Raw genomic sequence first — 20,563 nt, forward strand, 5'->3', positions numbered from 1 at the left:
TTAAAATACAAAACGCCCGATGAAGTACATCGAGCGTTTTAGTTAAAAAGTGTCAACCCATATCAGGACGGGTCATACCCAATCATTATCTAGATCTAACTGCACCGATTATCGGTTAATCATCGATTCATCCCACTCAAATCGAGTAAACAATTGCTGCCAAGTTTCATCAAGATTGGCCGTCATAACAATCTCTTGATCGGTAAATGGATGGACGAACCGTAACTCTGAAGCATGCAGTAGCAGACGATGAGATTCAAACTCTGTGCGATACAGCTTGTTGTGCTTTCCATCCCCGTGCGTTGTATCACCCACGATCGGATGGCGTAGATGTGCCATATGACGACGAAGTTGGTGCTTACGCCCCGTTTTAGGTTTCATCTCAACTAAGCAATAACGCGTTGTAGGAAATTTACCCGTCGAATAGGGAACCTCCACTTTAGCCAGCGGCTTATATTCCGTCACCGCTTCTTGCGCTTCTTTTTCTTGTGAAGCGAACTTATCAGCAATCTTGTCTAACTCGACTTTGAGCGCGTAATCCAATACGCCCTCTTCCTCAATCCAACCGCGTACTATTGCGTGGTATGTCTTTTCCATTTTATGTTCAGCAAACATCGGCATGACTTGTGATGCGACTTCACTCGACAACGCAAACACAAGCACACCAGATGTTGGACGATCCAGACGATGCAATGGGAACACATGCTGACCAATTTGGTCGCGCAAAGTTTGCATGACAAACTGAGTTTCGTGTTTATCTAACCAACTGCGATGCACTAACATGCCTGCAGGCTTATTGACCGCTACAAAATATTCATCCTGATAAACGATCTCCAGCTCAACTGGTTCTGAAGATCGCGTTAGTTCTTGTTCTAGCATTCGTTTACTTACACAGTTCGTCAATGGTTCGGATTGTAACAAGCAGCTCGGCGAACTGCGGTTCCTGCTTCCACGCTTCTGAAAAATAGGGCTCGAGAGAAAATCCTCTTGGCAATGGTTGGTTATTTTTCACTAGTGAGTGCATTCTGGCTATAAAGATCCACTGCAACCACTCATGAGGGTGCAATGTATCAATCGCAAATGGCTCTGTACTTTGTAAGGCTTGCTCTGAAGGCATAGTATATTGCCATAAGTTATGCTCTCTAAGCTGCGCTTCAAGTTGGTGAAGTAAGTCGACCAATTGAGTATTTGTTACCATTAATTCTATCTCGAACCTTGAATTAGCCGAGAATGATACCATTTCTTGTGAAAAGAACGTTAGGACGTCGTATTTAATGGAAAACATTCAAACCCTCACTCAACTGTTGAACAACAGCCACTGTGATTATCAAATCTTCGATCTTGGTCGCCGTATCAAAACCATCGCTAAGAAAGAGTTTACCGATGTAGAAAAAGGTCAAGCACCTTACCCATTTCCAATGCAGCGTAAAGCACACCTTGCCATCGCTTATTGGAATGAACAAAAGCAACCTTGGATTTGGTTTCTAAAGTTTGAATTGGACGAGCGCGGTTTGTTAAAGCAAGCGGATATCGGCAATTTCATTAAATACGTCGTGGAGGCTATGGGAACACGCCTCAATGATGATATCACTGAAGAGCAACAACAAAAGCTGTCTAACAACCCATACACTTTCAAACCTTCCGAAGATAAAATGGCCGTGTTTCATAGCCAGGTCCGCGCAAACCTCAATCTTCCTACCAGCCAATATTACGAGCATACCCAGCATTACTTCTCTGGAGGTTTAGGCTGGGATAATTGGCAAACTGTAGGTCTGCAAGGTATCACAGACATAGCCGCTCGCCTGGACAAAGAGCAAAACGGGGTAATGATACGCAAAGCGTTGAACCACCTACCAAATGAGCCACTTTATGCCCTATTAGGTGCGCTTGAGCACGTAGAGCTTCAAGAGCGTTTAGCAGAACGTATCGCGGAAAAGGCACAGCAAGAAATCGCAAGTAGCGAACCTGATCTCTTCCTACTTTCAGCACTTATCCGAGCCCTTGCTGGTGCACCAACAGAAGTCGCCTCTCCAGTATTAGATGCGATATTGCATAGCCCTCGTTTAAGCCATCAGGAGGTATTGATTGGTGTGGCGGGTCGCGCTTGGCACTTACTCGCCAATGAAAAGGTAGCAGAACAGTTTTTGCTGCGTTTAGCTCAAACCGGTAATCAAGCCCTATTTAATCAGTTATTTGCCGATTTAGTGATGCTGCCAGAGTTAAGGATGGTGTTATTGCCTTTACTGCATTCAAATCCATCAGAGGAACTAGCAAATGCGCTAGTAAGCTTACAACAAACAACAAAAAGCTAAGAAAGGTTCAGGAATGATTGGTGATCTTTTAGCAATTTTAGGGCTCTGCTTTTTCTGTTACCTGTTTTGGCAACAGCGTCGCCAAGCCGAACTCGCAAAAGCGGCCATCACGCGTAAATGTGAGCAATTGGATCTCCAATTAATCAGCATCGCCTTTGGTGCCCATAAACTAAAAACGCCAGACGGAGTCTGGCGTTGGCATACGGTGTATCAATTTGAGTTTTCATCTCTTGGTGACGATTGCTACCAAGGAGAGTTAACCATGGTCGGTTTCAGGCCGCAGAACTTTCACCTACCACCGCATCGCTTGTAAATTCCATTTCAAAGTAAGGACCATATATATCCTTACTTTCTTTTGTTTCAACAAATCCCAGCTTTTTCAGTACTGCCATAGAAGCTTGATGATTGCTATTCACGTTAGCTTTCACCTTATTCAAGCCCAATTCACGGCACGCTTTGGGGAAAAATGCTTTTAGTGCTTCTGTTGCTAACCCTTTACCCCAATATGATTTATCAAAAATAAACCCTAATTCAGGTTCGGAATCGAGATTAGCAATGAACACGTGCCCCATATAGTCACGACTGGTGCTCTCTAGCACTGCCATACTATAAATGTTCTCATCATCCAGTATTTTCTCAAACATCTGTTTGGCAGACGCAACTGTATACGGACCATTCAATTCAGCACGGTTTTTCGCACAGCAATTCAGCATGACGAATTCTAGTTGCAACGACTCATTGTAGGGTAGAAGAAGCATTCTTCTGGTTACTATGGCCACATCTGTTCCTTGATTACAACAAACTTAATCTATCCGCAGATCACAAACTCGATGAGCTGAACATGCTCAATGATTGCGGGCATAACACCTTGTAGAGAAGCCGAAAGTTAAACCAACTGGTTGGAAAGGATATTGATCTGAGTTGTTTTTTATTAAGTGTTATTAGGAATTTATATATTTTGTGATATTGATATCCCCAAGTAACATCGAGATGCTTAATTCAATGAGAACACTGGATATCGTTTTTATATAAGAAAGACCCCGACACATAAGTATCGGGGTCATGGTCTTACTCGCAGCAGTCCGGCTACTAAAAGTGCTCCATGCATCATCCATAATAGTGGCTGATTCCGTCAGCTTATTCCTTACGTCGCCGTCCTAGCGGTGTCCTTATCATCCTGACTGCTAACATTCCTCGTTAGCACACGTCACTTGTTCCTTGAGCGGTGTCCCTTGCATCTTCCTGATGCTGTCCGTAACCTCAATCCTAGAGGGGTCCATTGTCTATCCTTAGTCATCAACATCCTATTGATGATCGTATCCTTACAATGTCCTACGCTCCATGCTTGATTAATCATCCTGACCAACCAAATCGTCTTCCTGACGATAACCAAATCCTTGGTGCTTTCCTGTTCCATGTCTGCTTCCTGCTGACAACTCTCAATTTACGCCTTTTCCAAAAATAGACAATCTATCTAAGATAAATATTTGGCTCTCACATTGGTTAATAAGTTGTTAAATCATTATTTATCAGAAACTTAAGCTCTTCAGCTTCTCTTTTTCCGCTTACGAAATCGTTTTCTCTCACAACCTATGTAAGAGATCTCTCACACTACACTCTCCAAAATGCCATTCGCCAAATTAGCGCACTCAACGTATGATGATAGATATATCGTTGTTAAGGATTAAAAATGTTAACTCAAGACGTTACTAAAGAATTAGAAGCGGCAATGGAACAGTTGCAACAACAAGGAAAAGAGCCAACCGTAGCGTTAGTGAAAGCACGCTTGAAAACGCCAGTTCCAATGCCAGCATTAATCACCGCAATAAAAAGTTGGAAGAGTGCTCAACGCGTACCCAAGGTTGAAATCGCAGCACAACACCACACCGATAATGATCGTCTTGAAGCCCTAGAGCGCACCGTAAAAATGCTAGCCATTCGTATTGAAGAGTTAGAAGCGAAACTCAGTGAGAAACCATCATGAAGTTATGGGTAGATGCAGACGCGTGTCCGAAAGTTATTCGCGAAACCATTGTGCGTGCCGCCGAGCGTACGGGGATTGAATGTACGTTTGTCGCTAACCACGTTGTCCCTGTGCCGAAAAGAGACAACATCCACTCGCTGCAAGTCCCTGCGGGATTTGACATCGCAGACAACGAAATCGTCAAGCGTGTGGAAGCCAACGATTTGGTGATCACGTCAGATATTCCGCTTGCAGATGAGGTTATCTCTAAAGGCGCTCAAGCCCTCAGTTCTCGTGGCGAGCTCTATACAAAAGACACCATCAAAGCTCGCCTAAATATCCGCGACTTTATGGAAACCATGCGTTCAAGCGGAATTCAGACAGGTGGGCCCGCCGCGCTTTCTCAAACCGATCGACGCGAATTTGCAAACCATTTGGATCGTATTTTGGCGAAATTTAAGAAGTAACCCTCACTCTATTCATATTGAGCCAGCAAATCAAAGCCTGGCTCATTCCTGAAAATTCATTCTCAGCATTGCACCCAAAGCGTGCTCTTACTCCCATTTGTTTTGTTCTGTTTATTTTTCATCTCGCTCGCCATAGCTTCAATATGCAACGTGGTTTATTTTGAACGACGTTTTTAATAAGTGTATAGAGAATAATGGGCTTTAACATCGTTTCCAGTGGAAGCTACCTGCCAACGAATCAATGGTCTGATCGAGAGATGGATCGCTTCCTAAAATTAGCGCCAGGGACCTGCCGAAATAAATTCGACGTTGAATATCGTCATGTAGCCAATACAAAAGAGACCGCTATTTACATGGCGGTGCAGGCAATAGAGCAGTGTTTAGGAAACACACATACCTTAAGCTCCGTTGATCTTCTTATCTACGCTAGCGGCACACACCACCAGTCTCTACCCTACGACGCCTCAGCGGTTCTCGCCGCGTTAGACGCTCCAACATGGCTAGAAAGCTTTGATTTGAACAGCACCTGTTTATCCTTTCTCTCTGCGCTTGATCTTGCCCAGAGTCTATTCTTAGCAAAACGATACCGTCGGATTCTTATTGTCACCAGCGAACTCGCCACTGGCATCACACTGAATCGAAATTTTACGCTCAAACCAGAAGTTGCAACGCTATTCGCAGACGGTGCCGCCGCATTTTTGCTCGAAGAACGCAACGATGATGGATTGCTCACCAGTCACTTTGAAACGCATCATACCGGGTATTCATTTTGTCAAATTAAGGGCGGAGGTAGTCATATCAATCCGCATACCTCCGAGCATCAAGCCTATTTAAAAAGTTGCCAGTTTGAGATGGAGGGCAAAGCACTCTTTAAACATGTGCGTAAAGCCTTACCAGCGTTTCTAAAAAAAGGGTTTGACGCCTCTCCGGTAACACTCAGCGATATTGATTATTTTCTTCCTCATCAAGCCAGCGCGCATGGATTAAAAAAACTGCCTTCACTCACCGGGCTACCAACAGAGAAAACCGTTAATCACTTTTCGACTTTGGGAAACCAAGTCGCCGCCTCACTCCCAATTAACTTACACTGGCTGCGTAATCAGCCAGAAACCGCAGGAAAACATGTGTTATTAGCTGGCACCGCCGCAGGGTTGTCACTAGGGATGGGAGTGCTAAAACTATGAAGATATTGGTCACTGGTGGCAGCGGGATGTTGGGTAGCGCAATTCTGAGAATGTTTCACCAGCAGCATGAACTGCATTTTATAGCACGAAATACAGTCATCGCTAAACAACTCGCCGAGCAATTCGATGTTATCCCCCATATAGTCGATTTAAGAGACCACTCAGCAGTTCATGCGGTATGCCAAGGTATGGATGCAGTCATCCATTGTGCCGCTCTCTCAAGCCCATGGGGAAAGTGGCAGGCGTTTTATCAAGCCAATGTAGATGCCACCAAAAACCTCGTCAATGCGGCTAATACGCATCAAATCTCGCGTTTTATCCATATTTCGTCCACCAGCGTCTACTTTGACCATCAAGACCGTTGGAATATTAGAGAAACCGACGCCATAGCTTCATACTGGTGTAATGATTACGCACACACAAAATATCTATCAGAAATTGAAGCCGTAAAAGGTCGAAGTAAAGCGATCATTTTAAGACCGCGTGGCATTTTTGGACCCAATGATCGCGCGATTATCCCAAGAGTGCTTAAGGCGATAAAAAACAACACTCTGCTTCTGCCATCGGGTAGAAATCCTGTGGTTGATCTGACCTATGTCGACAACGTTGCCCATGCAGCGATGCTCGCTTGCACTCAGGCAGACCGACTTCAGCATGGTGATGTGTTCAACATTTCCAACAACGAACCAATGCCAATTGAGACTGTTCTGCAAGCTTTATGTGAGGGGTTAAACCTAAAAGTAACGTTACAATCATTACCATACGGTGTGGTATCACCATTATTAAAGCTCAGTGAGCAAATACGGAGGCACTTACCACATCAGCCAGAACCAAGGCTCACCTCATACAGCGCAGGATTGTTTAACTATCATCAAACTCTGGATATCAGCAAGGCTAAACAAACACTGAATTACCAACCGCTTTTTTCAATTCAAGAAGGAATACAGCAGTATGCAAACTGGTCTAAAAATAAAAATCTTTGAGGCTGGACACTGCGTACACCCAGGCTTTGTTGTCAAACCAGGTTCTGGTATCAAGCCTAGAGCATTTCCGGCAGCCGTTGCGTTAATTCAGCACCCAACACAAGGCAACATCCTGTTTGACACGGGATATCACGAGCATTTTTTTAGCGCGACTCGTCCCTTCCCTGAACGTTTTTATGCTTGGACAACACCTTGTCGCTATAAAAAAGAACACGGAATTGTTGCGCAGTTAGCAAAAGAAAGTCTCAAACCTCATGATATTGAACACTTAGTGCTCTCCCACTTCCATGCTGATCACATTGCTGCCGTGTCTGAGTTTTCCCACTCTCAATTGCATTGCCAACAAAAAGGGGTAGATGCAATTACTAAAAGTGGTCGAATTGGAGGCGTAAGAAAAGGATACCTAAAAGCTCTACTTCCTCCACAGCTTGAACCTAACTTATTCATTCATAGTGATTTTTCTGTACCAATCAGCCAAATTCTTCCTCAGTGCCAAGGTGTTAATTTGCTCTGTAAAGACATGTTCGACGATGGATTTATTTATATGGTTAGCTTGCCAGGCCATGCAGCTGGCCAAGTGGGCTTGCTAGTTAAAAGAGACCAAAGTTGGCTGTTCTTACTCGCCGATGCATGCTGGTTAATCGAGAGCTTGAGTGAAAATATCGATCAACATTGGCTGGCGAATATGCTTTGCGATGATACAAAAGCCTATAAAAACACCCTCTCCGAGTTGAGAAGTTGCTACCAACAAACCCACCACTTTGTTCGCTTCGTGCCTTCACATTGTCAGGAAACTATCCAGCAGCTAATCAAAGAAGGATGGATGAAGTGAGAACGCTTATCTCAGAATTCTGGCGAACCCGCTACCGCCCCTTCGGCTCAAGGAAACAAGTCGAAACATGGCAGCAACAACACTTAACGCAACACTTGGATTGGGTATGCCGTCATTCACCGTATTACCGCTCACTTCAAGGTGCACCACTCAGTGATTTCCCTATCATGAATAAGCAAACCATGATGGAGAACCTCTCGGAGTTGAATACGAAAGGCTTAGATGCTGAACAGCTAATGCAACAAGCACTCGACGCAGAACAGTCACGCAACTTCGCCGCTTCGAAAGTTGGCGATGTTACTGTTGGGCTTTCTTCGGGCACATCAGGCATGCGCGGGTTGTTTCTTGCTGACAAACAGGAAACACAACTATGGGCTGGCAATATATTGGCTCGCCTGTTGCCCAATCTATGGCAAAAACACCGAATTGCGCTAGCCTTGCGCGCCAACAGCCCACTGTATAAATCCGTCGCGAAAGGGCCTGTAACATTTTTTTATGCCGATTTAACCAAACCTTACCAAGAATGGATAAAAGAGCTGGATGAGTTCCAACCCACGCTTTTGGTTGGTAGTGCGCAAGCTCTTCAGCTCTGCGCCCAGTTCAGCGGTCAATTTGGTCAACCCGCAATTCAACCACAGCGGATCATTTCTGGTGCAGAAGTCCTAACTGAGAGTGACCGTCACTTTATTTCTCAACGGTTCGACAGCGAACTCCATGAAGTCTATCAATGTACTGAAGGTTTTCTTGCATGTACTGATCAGCATGGACAAATGCGCTGGAATCAGGATGTTGTTTACATCGAAAAACATTGGCTGAATACCGAACGTACTCATTACAGCCCAATTATCACCGATTTTCGTCGAAAAACTCAGCCCATTATTCGTTATCAGCTCGACGATATTATTGAGAATAAACAGGATAATGGCGTATTTGAACCTCTTGGCGCGATTGCCGGACGATGTGGTGATCGCCTCACGCTAAACGCAAACCACGTCCCAGTGACGGTGTTACCAGATCTCATCTACCGCGCTATAACACTATCTGCCAAAGGTCGCGTGGATTACCGAATCACCCAAACAGGGTCACAAGCCATTCAAATTGAAGCGGATGTTCACCACCATCGGGTTATACACCAAGCCTTGATAAAGTTGTTTGACCAATTGCGGCTTGATCCTGTCAGATTTAGTTACCGCCCTGCGCCTATTTGGACGCCAATGAATAAACAACGACGTGTGGTGAACATATGCGGGTCTTAATCACCGGAGCCCGAGCACCAGTTGCACTAGAGTGGGCAACCATGTGTATGCATCATGGGCATGAAGTAATTCTCACCGATTCGCTAAAAAAGCCTCTGGGATCGTTTTTGCGAGGTATCGAGTCTTATATACCCACCGCTTCACCTCGATTTGCGTTTCCCAACTATCAACAGCAGATCCTAAAAATCATTACTCAGATGCGTATTGATATGGTGATACCCACTTGTGAAGAAGTGTATTACTTGGCTCATGTTGCCAAACAATGCCCAGAAGTAGATTTTTTTCTGCCCAATGTGGGACTACTCAATGCCCTGCACAACAAGTTGACCGTCTTTGAACAGCTTCAAGGTTTGCCAGAAATCACACTTCCAAAAACTCGTTTGGTCGCTGATAAAAGTGAGATTGAAATTAATAAGAGAACCGTTCTAAAGCCCGTTTACTCTCGGTTTGGCGGGCAAGTCATAAGAGATGTGACGACTCAGTCTATTTCTGCCGCCACGATATCGCCCCTTTACCCTTGGGTTCAGCAACAAAAAATCCATGGGACTCCGGTGTGTAACTATGCCATTTTTGAACATGGTGACCTTAAAGCACACCAAGCTTATGTGCCGAAATACTGTGTAAACGGCTCGGCCGCCAGTGCTTTTCAGCCGATCTCGTGCGAACGACTAGATAGATTTATCGCAGCTTTTGGTAAACGTCATACTTATCGTGGGCAAGTGTCGTTTGACTTCATCAAATCACAAGATCAACTCTACGTGATTGAATGTAACCCAAGAGCCACCAGTGGTTTGCACCTACTCTCGTCTCGATGCAACCAACGGCTTCCTAATATGGAGTTTACCAGTCCTTCCGAGCAGCGATTGCATCATTTAGGTCCAATAACACTCATCGCGGAAGGTGGATTATCCCTATTTAAGGCTCGAACTTGGCAAGATTGGTGGTCTGGAGTAAATGTAATGCAACAGCATAACTTGCCGGTAGGGAGCCAAATCCAGAGTGTGTTTGAATTACTCCGGTTGGCTAGGCAGAACAAGACGAAGTGGAGCGACGCTTCTACCGTTGATATTGAGTGGAATGGAGAGGCATTGAACTCATGACGCTTTCCTCTCAAGAATGGCATCAAACCTTTATCATTCTTATGCAGTCAAATCCTATTGATGAATGCACCGCAAGCTTTGGTTGCTACTATATCGATGACGTTGCCATTCCCTACTCCGTAACACCAAAAATACCAAACAACTGTTATGCCGTGTCCCCTATGACACTGCTTAGTGGCTACGCCGAAGAAGAGCTTCACAAAGTCAAAAATATGGCTGTTCGATGGGTATGTAAGCGACTTATTAATATGACTAAGCCAGTCTTATCATTGGCTGGATTGGATCAAGTCCAAACGCTCAACAATCAGTGCTTGTCCACCAATATGTATAACGAACAATGGAAATCCTTAAATCTCGATGAACTGCGTCGCGTCGCACTCGATAAACATCCCACCTTTCCCTTGGTGCTTCGCTCCCTCAACCAGCGTCAACAATCACGCTTTATTCAGCGATTAGAGCAGCAGCAATGGCAAAGCTTGGTAACACGACAAGTGTATTTACTTGATGATTGGCAAGCGTTCAGCTTCAACCGAGATTTAACGAAAGACTTCAAACTGCTTAATGATAAAGATTGGCAGTTTAGGCCACTGACCACTGATGAAGAGTTTCAGCGTGCCAAAGAGTTATATGACATGCTTTACCTTGATAAATACAGCCTCAATAACATACAGTTTTCAACCCAATATTTAAAACAGGCGAGCCAGAACAAATTAGTACAGTTAGTGGGACTGTTTTATCAAGAAGAGATGCTGGCTACGTTAGGCATTGTAGAAATTGATAATGATATGACTTGCCCAATTTTTGGCTACGATACCAATAAGCCACAACGCCTCGCATTGTATCGTCGAATATCGGCCTATACCATCCGCCACGCAATGATATTCCAGCGTCGCTTTAATATGAGCTCAGGTGCTCCGGCTTTTAAACGCAACAGAAAAGCCCGGCCAGAAATTGAATTTAGCTATGTTTATATTGCGCACTTACCTTGGTACAAACGCATAATTTGGAAAAGCTTATGCTGGCTCACTCAGCACTTTTATCGCCCTTTGTTGATGCGTTTTCAGCTATAAACCGACATCTATAATCAGGTAAGCCTGCGTACACAGTCTCAATCGATAAAAAAGCCTGCGACGTTCGCAGGCTTTTTATAATGGAGCTGTGTGAGGTAACCGTTTTCTACGGTGTGTAGTATGTTGCTGCGCCAGGGCCTACTGGTAAACCAAATACGAATACCCATAGGTAGAACAGCACACTCCAACCTACAATGAAGCAGATTGAGTAAGGTAGCATGGTCGCGATCAGCGTACCGATACCTAAGTTCTTCATGTAACGAGTCGCTACGGCAAGAATCAAACCAAAGTAGCTCATCATTGGAGTAATGATGTTTGTCGTCGAGTCACCAATTCGGTAAGCAGCCTGAATCGTTTCCGGTGCATAACCAACAAGCATCAACATAGGAACAAAAATCGGAGCCGTTACTGCCCACTGTGCCGATGCCGAACCAATCATTAGGTTGATAAATCCACACATCAGGATGAAGGCAAAGAACAACATTGGGCCAGTTAAGCCAATTTCTTGCAGGAAGCTAGCGCCAGCAACCGCGAATACCTGACCGAAGTTAGTCCATTTAAAGAAAGCAACGAACTGAGCCGCAAAGAAAACTAATACAATGTACATGCCCATAGAAGACATAGATTTCGCCATTGCATCAATTACATCGCGATCCGTCTTCATCGTGCCAACAACTTTACCAAACACAAAGCCTGGAATAGCAAAGAACACAAAGATGAATGCCACGATACTTTTCAGGAATGGTGAACCTGCAATTGTACCTGCATCAGAACGTAGGATGCCGTCTTCTGGAACAACCGTCCAAGCAAGCAGCGCTGAAACAACCAGTACAGCAACACCTGCTAGTTTTAGGCCTTTCTTCTCAATGTCTGTTAAGCCACCCATTTTGTCGTTCGACAAATCTTCTGAGGCTTCTTCTTCACTGTATTTGCCAAGCTTTGGCTCAACAATTTTTTCAGTAACAAACGCACCTGTGATTGCAATGAAGAATGTCGACACAAACATGAAGTACCAGTTAACTTCTGGACCAACAGTGTAAGTTGGGTCGATCATTTGCGCCGCCGTTTCAGTAATGCCTGACAACAGCGGGTCAACCGTACCAATAAGTAGGTTTGCTGAGTAACCACCAGATACACCAGCGAACGCCGCAGCAAGACCGGCAAGTGGGTGACGACCTAAAGAATGGAACAGCATTGCAGCCAGTGGAATAAGTACCACATAGCCAAGCTCTGATGCCGTATTTGAAATGATACCCGCGAAAACGACCGTAACTGTTACCATGCGTTGAGATGCACCCATGACTAAGCCACGCATTGCTGCAGATAGCAAGCCTGAGTATTCAGCAATAGCAACACCCAACATCGCAACCAATACCGTACCCAAAGGTGCAAAGCCGACAAAGTTTTTCACTAGATTGGTAACGATTAGTTCAAGGCCATCAGCGTTAAGCAAGCTAACGACATGAATCATGCCATCCGCGGCACGACCTTTTGCACCCTCAGGACGAGGGTCAACTACGGAAACTTCGAAGTATCCTGCAATACCCGACATCACCAGAATGGCTAAACAGAAAATGGCAAATAGTGTGATCGGGTGGGGTAATAAGTTCCCCAAATATTCGACAGTATCCAAAAAGCGCGTAAACAGCGGCTTCTTAGGCGAGTTTTGTTTAATTGAATCAGATGAACTCATCTGTTCCCTCCTTGTTTTTATTCCTATGCAAATGTGACAAAAATGTCAAAAAGCGTGCGAAGGGTACTTGAGTAGAAGGTCAAATAAAAGCCCTAAATGTTACAAACTGTGACGAACAGAGGCATTTATAACCAACATTGAATAAAAATGTAGATATTTCATCCATGTAAAATAATTAACTCAACATTATCAATTAAACAAAACCATAAGTTAGATATATGCAGGTTGATTACTTTTGCACAGCTTTGAATCTCGGGTTCGTTTTACAAATGACATAAAGACGCCCTCTCCGTTTTACAATCTGACAATCCGGATGACGACTTTTTGCACTTTTTAATGATTTTACTACCTTCATGATTTATTCCTTTTCGCTCTTAAATTGACCAAAACGACGGTTGAAGTTCGCAATGCGACCTTCGGTTTGTACAACGCGCTGTTTACCGGTGTAGTACGGGTGAGAAGCTGACGACACATCTAACGTAAAGTAAGGGTAAGTTTTGCCATCTTTCCATTCGATGGTTCTCTCCGTTTTCAACGTAGAACCAACGACAAAGTACTTATCTACACTGGTGTCGTGGAACACCACAGGACGATATTCAGGGTGGATTCCTGGTTTCATAATACTTTTCCCTTCAATTAAATTGTTATGTTATAACATTTTAATTAATAATCATTATCAACAAGAAAAGCAAGAGAAATTTGTGATACTTTTCATCTCAATGAATTCTTAAAGATGTCCATCATGTATTCCATCGAACCCATCGGCGTCATTGAGACACCGTACAAAGAAAAGTTTGCAGTTCCGCGCCAACCACGCTTAGTACCAGAGGCTAAAGCACGCGTAAAACTGTTAGGTGCAGCAAATAGCCCTGAAGCAGTGCGTGGGCTAGAACAGTTCTCTCACGTTTGGTTGTTGTTTCTATTTGATCAGAACCTGGAAGCTGGTTGGAAACCAACTGTACGTCCGCCACGATTAGGCGGCAATGAACGAATTGGTGTCTTTGCCTCGCGCTCGACTTTCCGTCCAAACGGAATCGGAATGTCAGCCGTTGAAGTGAAAGGAGTCACTAAGCAAGGCGATCAAATCTATCTTGATTTAGGCAGTGTAGATCTCGTGGATGGGACACCGATTGTGGATATTAAGCCTTATATCCCCTATTCGGATTCTATTTTGGAAGCACAAGGCGGATACGCAGACCAAGAGCCAGAAAAGTCACAAGTCACCTTTTCTGCTCAAGCATTAGCAACGATAGAAAATCGATCCGATACTGACTATGTAAGATCAGTCATTGAACAAGTTCTGGCACAAGATCCTCGCCCTGCATATAAGAAAAACAAGCCGGACGACAAAGAATATGCGGTAAATTTGTTCGACTTGAACGTAAAGTTCACAGCAACAAGCAACTTAATAACGGTTACCGCTATTGAAAGCTTTTGACAAACGCAATTGGCTGATATTATAGACGGCTAACAAATTTCCCTTTAGGGAACTCCCATACTCCTGCTTATTCAAGCTTGAGTATCTAACTTAAATAAACGGATAAATTTAATGCGTACCAGTAATTATCTTCTTTCTACTCTGAAGGAGACTCCAAACGACGCAGAAGTAGTGAGCCACCAGCTCATGCTACGTGCAGGTATGATCCGTAAGCTGGCTTCAGGTTTATACACCTGGCTACCTACTGGTCTACGTGTACTGCGTAAAGTCGAAAACATCGTTCGTCAAGAAATCGACAATGCAGGCGCAGTCGAAACTTTGATGCCCGTTGTTCAGCCGTTTGAACTATGGGAAGAGACAGGCCGCAGCGAAAAGATGGGCCCTGAGCTACTTCGCTTTACTGACCGTCATGTTCGTCCGTTTGTACTTAGCCCAACCGCTGAAGAAGTGATCACTAGCCTTGTTCGCAATGAAGTGAGCTCTTACAAACAGCTTCCGCTAAACCTGTACCAAATCCAAACTAAATTTCGTGACGAACGACGCCCACGTTTTGGCGTAATGCGTTCACGTGAATTCTCAATGATGGATGCGTACAGCTTTGACATTGATAAAGACGGACTACAAAAGTCATACGACGCAATGCATGATGCTTACTGTAAAGCATTCGATCGCATGGGTCTGGATTACCGTCCTGTACTTGCAGATAGCGGTGCTATCGGTGGTAGCGGCTCTCAAGAGTTCCACGTACTGGCTGAAAGCGGCGAAGATATCATCGCATTTTCTAGCGAGTCAGATTACGCGGCAAACATTGAAAAAGCAGAAGCACTAGCTCCAGCCTCTGAGGCTGCGGCACCAACACAAGAAATGACGTTGGTTGATACGCCAAACGCGAAAACAATCGCTGAATTGGTTGAGCAGTTCGAACTACCAATTGAAAAAACAGTGAAAACACTGTTTGTGAAAGCATCTGACGAAGTTGATGCGCCAATCATCGCGCTTATTATTCGTGGTGATCATGAACTGAACGAAGTGAAAGCAGAAAACCTTCCTCAGGTTGCAGCTCCACTGGAAATGGCATCTGAAGAAGAAATTCGTGCGCTTATCGGTGCAGGCCCAGGTTCACTTGGCCCTGTTGGCCTTAAACTGCCGTTCATTGTTGACCGCAGCGTTGCGGTAATGAGCGACTTCGGTGCGGGCGCGAACATCGATGGCAAACACTACTTCGGTATTAACTGGGGTCGTGATGTAGAGCTTGGCCAAGTTGAAGACCTACGTAACGTTGTGGAAGGTGACCCAAGCCCATGTGGCAAGGGCATTATCCAGCTTAAGCGTGGTATCGAAGTTGGCCATATTTTCCAACTAGGTAACGCTTACTCCGCAGCGATGAACTGTGGTGTACTGGGTCCTGATGGTAAGAACGTCATCCTAGAAATGGGTTGTTACGGTATCGGTATCACTCGCGTAGTAGCGGCTGCTATTGAACAAAACCACGACAAATACGGCATCATCTGGCCAGATGCAATCGCACCATTCCAGGTAGCGATCGTTCCAATGAACATGCACAAGTCAGAAGAAGTGAAAGAAGCCGCTGAGAAATTGTACGCTGAGCTAACGGCAATGGGCATCGAAGTGCTATTTGACGACCGTAAAGAACGCCCAGGCGTAATGTTCTCTGACATGGAGCTTATTGGTGTACCGCATACCATTATTATCGGTGACCGCTCAATGAAAGAAGGCAACTTCGAATACAAGAACCGTGCTACTGGTGAGAAAACAGCAGTCGCAATGACTGACATTGTTGAGCACGTAAAAGCTCAACTAAAGTAAGCACTCGACGAGTTCGCATTTGAAGTAGTTTCAAATAGTTAAAAAGGGTTGGCTTCGGTCAGCCCTTTTTATTACAGCTCAACGCCCCCCCTCCACCTTTTTCGAACTATTCACTTTGTTAATCTTTGGTTCAGCTTCTTGCTATTAAACTGATTTCATCATCTAAAGGAGGTCAGTTATGGATTTAAAAAGTCTTCTAAACCAAGCACTCAAATCAGACTTACTTAAGCAAGGTGCAGATGCATTGGGCAAACAAACCAACAACATCAAATCCTCATCAAATTCAAGTAGCCTAAAAACGCTAGGAGCAGGTGCTGTAGGCGGAGGCCTCATCGGTATGCTGATGGGCTCAAAGAAAAGTAAAAAAATGACTAAAAAAATAGGGTCAAGCGCATTAAAAGTCGGTGGCGCAGCTGCGCTTGGAGCCTTGGCCTACAAAGTGTATAACGACTGGCAAGCCAAGCAATCCGGTCAAGGTGTTCAAGAAACCTTTGACCCCGATGACAGTAAACACAGTGTCTTAATTTTAAAAGCAATGATTGGAGCTGCAAAAGCTGATGGTCACGTTGATGAAGAGGAAATGGCGCGCATTGAACAAGCTCTCGCGGATATGGGCGCAGATGAGCACGTTCGTCACCTCGTTCAGCAAGAGTTAAACAAACCGCTTGATCCTGCTGAAATTGCTAATCAGGCGACCTCTCCTCAACAAGCGTCAGAAATTTACCTAGCGTCTTTGATCGTCGCTGATGAACAAAACTTTATGGAAAAAGCGTATCTGCAAGAACTTGCAAAACAACTTCAACTTTCACCAGAAGTCACTCAGCAGTTAGAAGCACAAATGCAGTGATTAAATCTCGCTCAAGCAAACCTTCAACTTGAGCCAAAACAACTCTGTACTTTGAGTTTCAAATCCGCTGTGTGTATATTGAGATAAGTTATCATTTAGTGGAAAGAAAACATGCAAGTATACGGCTGTTGTGAACTGGTTCGTGAGCTTTATGCTCAGATTGGTAGTGGCGAGCAAGCTTATATTCCCCAAGCAATTTCATGTGCAGTTAAAGCACTGAACGATGTTGCAGCGGATGAGTCCCTGCCTAAAGAAGTGCGTGAAAAAGCGGCATTTGCTGCGGCAAACCTACTGATTTCAGATTTTGAGGATAAGTAATGAATCTAGCGAACTTTGAATCCATGGATCCTGTCATGCTGATGAGCATTGTGAATATGAAGCTACGCGACGACTTCGGTGGTGACTTAGATAAACTGGTGGCTTTCTTCGATATCGAACGCACAGCACTGGAGACAAAACTGGCTTCTGCTGGTTTTGACTTTCTTCCAGAAGCAGGACAATTCCGTTAATCAACACCATTCTTGGCGGATAACCGAAACGAGAATAACCAATATGAAAAAGGGCTTGATGAGTTACCATCAAGCCCTTTTCTTTTATTCGATAGGCGTCTCGGTTAGCCAAATGAAGCCCAGATGACTGTCGCCACAAGAATTGGACATACAAACTTCACATACGCAGGCCATAACTTACCAAACCAACCTTGCGTAAACTCCGGGCAACCTTGCTCAAGCTCTTTGATTTTTGAGTTGCGATTCCATACCCAACCACCAAATAAGCAGAATAAGAGCGCAGCGGTTGGTTGTAGATACTGAGTAGCAACCGTCGCGACCATACCAAACAGAGCGCCAAAGTTATAAACAATCACCACACTGAACAAGGCAATGAGACCACCTAAAACCCAGCTCGTTGCGCTGCGTTTAGTATTGAAGCGCTCACTCACTAAAGCCACTGGACACTCTAACATTGAAATGGAGGACGTTAGCGCCGCAATCGTCAGCAATAAGAAGAACACAATAGAGAACAATTGACCAAGCAAACCTAAGCTATCAAACATCAATGGCAATACGGTAAATACCAACGTATCAGAGCTAAATAGAGAGCCATCTTCTGCATAGATCTGAACGCCTTTTTGCATTGCCACAAACATCGCTGGCATCACCACTAATCCTGCAATGAAAGCAACGGCAGTATCTACCATGGTCACGTTCATCGCCATCTTTGGTAGGTTCTCTTTCTTACTCAAGTAAGAGCCATAAATCAGCATTGAACAGCCACCGATCGTAAGCGAGAAGAAGCCCTGCCCCATTGCAGCAAGAATCAACTTGCGGTCCCATACCTTTTCAAAATCCGGCACTAGGTAATGTTTCAGACCTTCCATCGCACCGTTTTGCGTCATGATGTAAGCAAATAGCAGAGCAAACAAAACAAACAATGCTGGCATCAAACGTGTGGACCACTTCTCAATACCTTGTTTTACGCCACCTTGTACGATGAGAATCGTCAGTACATAAAAAGTAATGGTTCCGAACAAGTTACGTTCAACACTAAAGCCCTTTAGCCATTGAGTTGCAGCTTCTAACCCCATTAGATCTGTGATTGCACCCAGTAAAAAGCAGATCAACCAACCACCAACAATTGAATAAAACGCTAAGACAGCGCTTGGTACGCTTAAACCAATCCAACCCACAATGCCGCCGAGCTTTTTACCGGCAGGGTTATCTGTGATTGCACGCATACTGTCTACAGGGTTGGCTTGACCATGGCGACCAATCGCCATTTCAACCACCAGCATCGGAAATGCGACGATAAGAATCATCACCAAATAAACTAACAGGAAAGCACCGCCACCATTACTGGCTGCTTGAGTTGGGAAGCCCCAAATATTGCCAAGGCCAACTGCGGCACCTGCGGCAGCTAAGATGAACCCGAGACGAGAGCCAAAATGCTCGCGAGGCTGAGAAGAGGTTTGCTGTGTCATACTACTCACACAAAAATATCATTGAACTAGCTAACTAGTACACTATAGCAATATTCACTATTCAACAAGAGCACCTCGGTTAAATCCTCGACAGTTGAAACAATTTGTAGTCATTCAGCTTGTAAATTTTAACGTACATCTCATATTCATCGCTCAAAAGCCTCGCGACTGTTGTTCGTTTTACGTGGCTGAATTTTACCAATCCTTCTGCCGTGAAGTGAGCCGAAAAATAATGAGCTCTGGTGTAAGGGACGAACTGTTCCTCGTGATACTGTGTCGAAAAGCAGAATATTGTGCTTCGCTTTTTCCCCCTAATGTCTATTTATCAGCTAGTTATTACTCTGTTCTCATTTATACCCATGATTCAAGGAGAGGAAAATGAAGGTCACCCTACTTCACGGAGCGATGGTTGTAGCACTCAGCGCCAGCTACCAAGCTCAAGCCTATAACTGTCAAAGTTTACCCGACTGGGACAGCACTGCGACTTATACATCGGGCGCTTTAGTAAAAACGCAAGGAGCCGCTTATGAGGCTGCATATTGGACGCAAGGCAATGATCCCGTGACCAACTCAGGATCTTGGGAAGCATGGAAAGCGTTAGGGCAATGTGATGGTGGAAGCAACAATTTATCACCAACGGTGTCGTTCTCCTCTCCAATAAACAACGCACAAATTCCCGAAGGCAGTGCGATCACTTTGTTAGCCAACGCAACTGACGAAGATGGCCAAATCACACAAATTGAGTTTGTTGCAGGCAACCAAACCGTTGCTGTGGTAACTCAAGCACCATTCGAAGCTTCTTGGACAGCTATTGAAGGGATCTCGCAATTGACCGCAATTGCGACAGATAATGAGGGAGCTGTTAGCACCACGACGATTTCTATCCAAGTTCAACCACAAGTCGAATTACCGCCACCAAGCATTTCATTGACAAGCCCAGTAGGCACAGAAGTGCTTAATGTAGGCGATAACCTAACCGTAGCCGCTCAAGCTGACGATATTGATGGTGTGGTCACACAAGTTGAGTTCTTCGTAAACAATCAATCTGTCGCCATTGATACTAGCGCACCTTACGAATATCAATGGACCGCTAGTCCAGGTACATACTCGTTCAAAGCACAAGCGACTGATGATACAAACCTCGCAACGATGAGCCAAGAAGTAGCGCTGGTTATTAGTAATTCAGAAACCGGAACGGGCGGATGTGCAGATGCAGTACCTTATGTGGCAGGCACAAGTTATCAAGCTGGCGACCTGATTTCTCACTTCAACCAAAAATATCGTTGTGATGTTGCTGGTTGGTGCTCCTCGGATGCGACATGGGCTTACGAGCCTGGTGAAGGGCTATACTGGCAAGATGCTTGGAGTGGCCTAGGTGCTTGTTCGACACCACCGCAAGTTACCATTACGGCACCAACGGATGGACAAGTCGTGCTCGCTGGCAGCAATAACGAAATCACGGCAAACGCAAGCGATGCTGATGGCACAGTCACGCAAGTTGAGTTTTTTGCGAACAACACCAGCTTAGGGGTCACCACTCAAGCGCCATATTCCGTTACTTGGAACGCCACACTTATTGGCGCTAACCAGCTTAAAGCCGTCGCAACCGATAA

23 protein-coding genes are annotated in these 20,563 nt (G+C 44.8%); 16 read left to right on the forward strand and 7 right to left on the reverse strand.

The features are described 5' to 3' along the window. Positions 1-108: 108 nt before the first annotated feature. Entirely contained in the window at positions 109-879 is a 771-nt protein-coding gene (truC, locus tag R7P72_RS22910) for a tRNA pseudouridine(65) synthase TruC (RefSeq protein ID WP_005380319.1), read from the reverse strand. Positions 880-883: 4 nt separating this feature from the next. Then, positions 884-1,198 carry a YqcC family protein gene (locus R7P72_RS22915; protein WP_005380318.1) on the reverse strand — a complete coding sequence of 105 codons (315 nt, stop codon included), beginning with the start codon at positions 1,196-1,198 and terminating at the stop codon, positions 884-886. 76 nt (positions 1,199-1,274) lie between these two features. On the opposite strand from R7P72_RS22915, the gene R7P72_RS22920 reads away from it, so the two are divergent. Both R7P72_RS22920 and R7P72_RS22925 read left to right on the forward strand, forming a co-directional pair. Further along, positions 1,275-2,312: a DUF3549 family protein gene (locus R7P72_RS22920; protein WP_005380317.1), complete on the forward strand. Its 1,038-nt coding sequence runs from the start codon at positions 1,275-1,277 to the stop codon at positions 2,310-2,312. 13 nt (positions 2,313-2,325) lie between these two features. Next, the gene (locus R7P72_RS22925) at positions 2,326-2,625 is read left to right on the forward strand and encodes a DUF3301 domain-containing protein (RefSeq protein ID WP_005380315.1); all 300 of its coding nucleotides are present in this window, start codon (positions 2,326-2,328) and stop codon (positions 2,623-2,625) included. Here R7P72_RS22925 and R7P72_RS22930 read toward each other — a convergent pair. After that, positions 2,585-3,070, reverse strand: a complete 486-nt coding sequence (locus tag R7P72_RS22930; RefSeq protein WP_005380314.1) for a GNAT family N-acetyltransferase — start codon at positions 3,068-3,070, stop codon at positions 2,585-2,587. The two genes, R7P72_RS22925 and R7P72_RS22930, sit on opposite strands and share 41 nt — an antisense overlap. Positions 3,071-4,002: 932 nt before the next feature. Between R7P72_RS22930 and R7P72_RS22935 the strand changes: the two genes are divergently transcribed. The 8 genes from R7P72_RS22935 to R7P72_RS22970 all read left to right on the forward strand — a co-directional run bounded on the left by R7P72_RS22935 (position 4,003) and on the right by R7P72_RS22970 (position 11,167). After that, the gene (locus tag R7P72_RS22935) at positions 4,003-4,296 is read left to right on the forward strand and encodes a hypothetical protein (protein WP_005380311.1); all 294 of its coding nucleotides are present in this window, start codon (positions 4,003-4,005) and stop codon (positions 4,294-4,296) included. Then, a complete protein-coding gene (locus R7P72_RS22940) occupies positions 4,293-4,742 on the forward strand; it encodes a YaiI/YqxD family protein (protein WP_005380310.1) in 450 nt (149 codons plus the stop codon). Before R7P72_RS22935 ends, R7P72_RS22940 begins: the two co-directional genes overlap by 4 nt. 194 nt (positions 4,743-4,936) lie before the next feature. Further along, positions 4,937-5,926, forward strand: a complete 990-nt coding sequence (locus tag R7P72_RS22945; protein WP_213894089.1) for a ketoacyl-ACP synthase III — start codon at positions 4,937-4,939, stop codon at positions 5,924-5,926. After that, entirely contained in the window at positions 5,923-6,909 is a 987-nt protein-coding gene (locus R7P72_RS22950) for an NAD-dependent epimerase/dehydratase family protein (protein ID WP_005380308.1), read from the forward strand. The genes R7P72_RS22945 and R7P72_RS22950 overlap by 4 nt, the downstream gene beginning before the upstream one ends. Beyond that, a complete protein-coding gene (locus R7P72_RS22955; RefSeq protein WP_005380307.1) occupies positions 6,878-7,741 on the forward strand; it encodes an MBL fold metallo-hydrolase in 864 nt (287 codons plus the stop codon). The genes R7P72_RS22950 and R7P72_RS22955 overlap by 32 nt, the downstream gene beginning before the upstream one ends. Beyond that, entirely contained in the window at positions 7,729-8,997 is a 1,269-nt protein-coding gene (locus tag R7P72_RS22960; RefSeq protein ID WP_005380306.1) for a F390 synthetase-related protein, read from the forward strand. Before R7P72_RS22955 ends, R7P72_RS22960 begins: the two co-directional genes overlap by 13 nt. Beyond that, positions 8,985-10,097, forward strand: a complete 1,113-nt coding sequence (locus R7P72_RS22965; RefSeq protein WP_005380305.1) for an ATP-grasp domain-containing protein — start codon at positions 8,985-8,987, stop codon at positions 10,095-10,097. Before R7P72_RS22960 ends, R7P72_RS22965 begins: the two co-directional genes overlap by 13 nt. Beyond that, entirely contained in the window at positions 10,094-11,167 is a 1,074-nt protein-coding gene (locus tag R7P72_RS22970) for a hypothetical protein (RefSeq protein WP_005380304.1), read from the forward strand. The genes R7P72_RS22965 and R7P72_RS22970 overlap by 4 nt, the downstream gene beginning before the upstream one ends. Positions 11,168-11,273: 106 nt before the next feature. Here the strand turns inward: R7P72_RS22970 and R7P72_RS22975 are convergent, their stop codons facing one another. The 3 genes from R7P72_RS22975 to R7P72_RS22985 form a co-directional block, all read right to left on the reverse strand. Next, the gene (locus R7P72_RS22975) at positions 11,274-12,860 is read right to left on the reverse strand and encodes an AbgT family transporter (protein WP_005380301.1); all 1,587 of its coding nucleotides are present in this window, start codon (positions 12,858-12,860) and stop codon (positions 11,274-11,276) included. A gap of 229 nt (positions 12,861-13,089) precedes the next feature. Next, the gene (ykgO, locus tag R7P72_RS22980) at positions 13,090-13,215 is read right to left on the reverse strand and encodes a type B 50S ribosomal protein L36 (RefSeq protein ID WP_005380299.1); all 126 of its coding nucleotides are present in this window, start codon (positions 13,213-13,215) and stop codon (positions 13,090-13,092) included. A gap of 3 nt (positions 13,216-13,218) precedes the next feature. After that, positions 13,219-13,479: a type B 50S ribosomal protein L31 gene (locus R7P72_RS22985; RefSeq protein ID WP_005380295.1), complete on the reverse strand. Its 261-nt coding sequence runs from the start codon at positions 13,477-13,479 to the stop codon at positions 13,219-13,221. A gap of 123 nt (positions 13,480-13,602) precedes the next feature. Here R7P72_RS22985 and tsaA point away from each other — a divergent pair, with 123 nt between their 5' ends. From tsaA to R7P72_RS23010, 5 genes are all read left to right on the forward strand, one after another. Beyond that, positions 13,603-14,298 carry a tRNA (N6-threonylcarbamoyladenosine(37)-N6)-methyltransferase TrmO gene (gene tsaA, locus R7P72_RS22990; RefSeq protein WP_213907264.1) on the forward strand — a complete coding sequence of 232 codons (696 nt, stop codon included), beginning with the start codon at positions 13,603-13,605 and terminating at the stop codon, positions 14,296-14,298. A gap of 111 nt (positions 14,299-14,409) precedes the next feature. Then, the gene (locus R7P72_RS22995; protein ID WP_005380292.1) at positions 14,410-16,125 is read left to right on the forward strand and encodes a proline--tRNA ligase; all 1,716 of its coding nucleotides are present in this window, start codon (positions 14,410-14,412) and stop codon (positions 16,123-16,125) included. 178 nt (positions 16,126-16,303) lie between these two features. Beyond that, positions 16,304-16,972 (forward strand): tellurite resistance TerB family protein, encoded by a 669-nt coding sequence (locus R7P72_RS23000; RefSeq protein WP_005380291.1) that lies wholly within the window; start codon positions 16,304-16,306, stop codon positions 16,970-16,972. Between the two features lie 111 nt (positions 16,973-17,083). After that, positions 17,084-17,290: a YaeP family protein gene (locus tag R7P72_RS23005; RefSeq protein WP_213907265.1), complete on the forward strand. Its 207-nt coding sequence runs from the start codon at positions 17,084-17,086 to the stop codon at positions 17,288-17,290. Then, a complete protein-coding gene (locus R7P72_RS23010; protein WP_005380289.1) occupies positions 17,290-17,481 on the forward strand; it encodes a DUF4250 domain-containing protein in 192 nt (63 codons plus the stop codon). The genes R7P72_RS23005 and R7P72_RS23010 overlap by 1 nt, the downstream gene beginning before the upstream one ends. Positions 17,482-17,585: 104 nt before the next feature. Here the strand turns inward: R7P72_RS23010 and R7P72_RS23015 are convergent, their stop codons facing one another. After that, positions 17,586-18,950, reverse strand: a complete 1,365-nt coding sequence (locus tag R7P72_RS23015; RefSeq protein ID WP_005380288.1) for a sodium-dependent transporter — start codon at positions 18,948-18,950, stop codon at positions 17,586-17,588. Between the two features lie 378 nt (positions 18,951-19,328). On the opposite strand from R7P72_RS23015, the gene R7P72_RS23020 reads away from it, so the two are divergent. After that, positions 19,329-20,563: Ig-like domain-containing protein (locus R7P72_RS23020; RefSeq protein ID WP_318110765.1), on the forward strand; the 1,235-nt coding region annotated here is incomplete at its 3' end.

It is taken from the genome of Vibrio sp. Vb0888 (assembly GCF_033338835.1).
GTDB lineage: Bacteria > Pseudomonadota > Gammaproteobacteria > Enterobacterales > Vibrionaceae > Vibrio > Vibrio alginolyticus.

What these genes read in the sequence shown, in the direction of transcription:
- truC (WP_005380319.1), bottom strand. Translation starts at nt 879, where the DNA reads ATGCTAGAACAAGAACTAACGCGATCTTCAGAACCAGTTGAGCTGGAG.
- R7P72_RS22915 (WP_005380318.1), bottom strand. Translation starts at nt 1,198, where the DNA reads ATGGTAACAAATACTCAATTGGTCGACTTACTTCACCAACTTGAAGCG.
- R7P72_RS22920 (WP_005380317.1), top strand. Translation starts at nt 1,275, where the DNA reads ATGGAAAACATTCAAACCCTCACTCAACTGTTGAACAACAGCCACTGT.
- R7P72_RS22925 (WP_005380315.1), top strand. Translation starts at nt 2,326, where the DNA reads ATGATTGGTGATCTTTTAGCAATTTTAGGGCTCTGCTTTTTCTGTTAC.
- R7P72_RS22930 (WP_005380314.1), bottom strand. Translation starts at nt 3,070, where the DNA reads ATGCTTCTTCTACCCTACAATGAGTCGTTGCAACTAGAATTCGTCATG.
- R7P72_RS22935 (WP_005380311.1), top strand. Translation starts at nt 4,003, where the DNA reads ATGTTAACTCAAGACGTTACTAAAGAATTAGAAGCGGCAATGGAACAG.
- R7P72_RS22940 (WP_005380310.1), top strand. Translation starts at nt 4,293, where the DNA reads ATGAAGTTATGGGTAGATGCAGACGCGTGTCCGAAAGTTATTCGCGAA.
- R7P72_RS22945 (WP_213894089.1), top strand. Translation starts at nt 4,937, where the DNA reads ATGGGCTTTAACATCGTTTCCAGTGGAAGCTACCTGCCAACGAATCAA.
- R7P72_RS22950 (WP_005380308.1), top strand. Translation starts at nt 5,923, where the DNA reads ATGAAGATATTGGTCACTGGTGGCAGCGGGATGTTGGGTAGCGCAATT.
- R7P72_RS22955 (WP_005380307.1), top strand. Translation starts at nt 6,878, where the DNA reads ATGCAAACTGGTCTAAAAATAAAAATCTTTGAGGCTGGACACTGCGTA.
- R7P72_RS22960 (WP_005380306.1), top strand. Translation starts at nt 7,729, where the DNA reads ATGGATGAAGTGAGAACGCTTATCTCAGAATTCTGGCGAACCCGCTAC.
- R7P72_RS22965 (WP_005380305.1), top strand. Translation starts at nt 8,985, where the DNA reads ATGCGGGTCTTAATCACCGGAGCCCGAGCACCAGTTGCACTAGAGTGG.
- R7P72_RS22970 (WP_005380304.1), top strand. Translation starts at nt 10,094, where the DNA reads ATGACGCTTTCCTCTCAAGAATGGCATCAAACCTTTATCATTCTTATG.
- R7P72_RS22975 (WP_005380301.1), bottom strand. Translation starts at nt 12,860, where the DNA reads ATGAGTTCATCTGATTCAATTAAACAAAACTCGCCTAAGAAGCCGCTG.
- ykgO (WP_005380299.1), bottom strand. Translation starts at nt 13,215, where the DNA reads ATGAAGGTAGTAAAATCATTAAAAAGTGCAAAAAGTCGTCATCCGGAT.
- R7P72_RS22985 (WP_005380295.1), bottom strand. Translation starts at nt 13,479, where the DNA reads ATGAAACCAGGAATCCACCCTGAATATCGTCCTGTGGTGTTCCACGAC.
- tsaA (WP_213907264.1), top strand. Translation starts at nt 13,603, where the DNA reads ATGTATTCCATCGAACCCATCGGCGTCATTGAGACACCGTACAAAGAA.
- R7P72_RS22995 (WP_005380292.1), top strand. Translation starts at nt 14,410, where the DNA reads ATGCGTACCAGTAATTATCTTCTTTCTACTCTGAAGGAGACTCCAAAC.
- R7P72_RS23000 (WP_005380291.1), top strand. Translation starts at nt 16,304, where the DNA reads ATGGATTTAAAAAGTCTTCTAAACCAAGCACTCAAATCAGACTTACTT.
- R7P72_RS23005 (WP_213907265.1), top strand. Translation starts at nt 17,084, where the DNA reads ATGCAAGTATACGGCTGTTGTGAACTGGTTCGTGAGCTTTATGCTCAG.
- R7P72_RS23010 (WP_005380289.1), top strand. Translation starts at nt 17,290, where the DNA reads ATGAATCTAGCGAACTTTGAATCCATGGATCCTGTCATGCTGATGAGC.
- R7P72_RS23015 (WP_005380288.1), bottom strand. Translation starts at nt 18,950, where the DNA reads ATGACACAGCAAACCTCTTCTCAGCCTCGCGAGCATTTTGGCTCTCGT.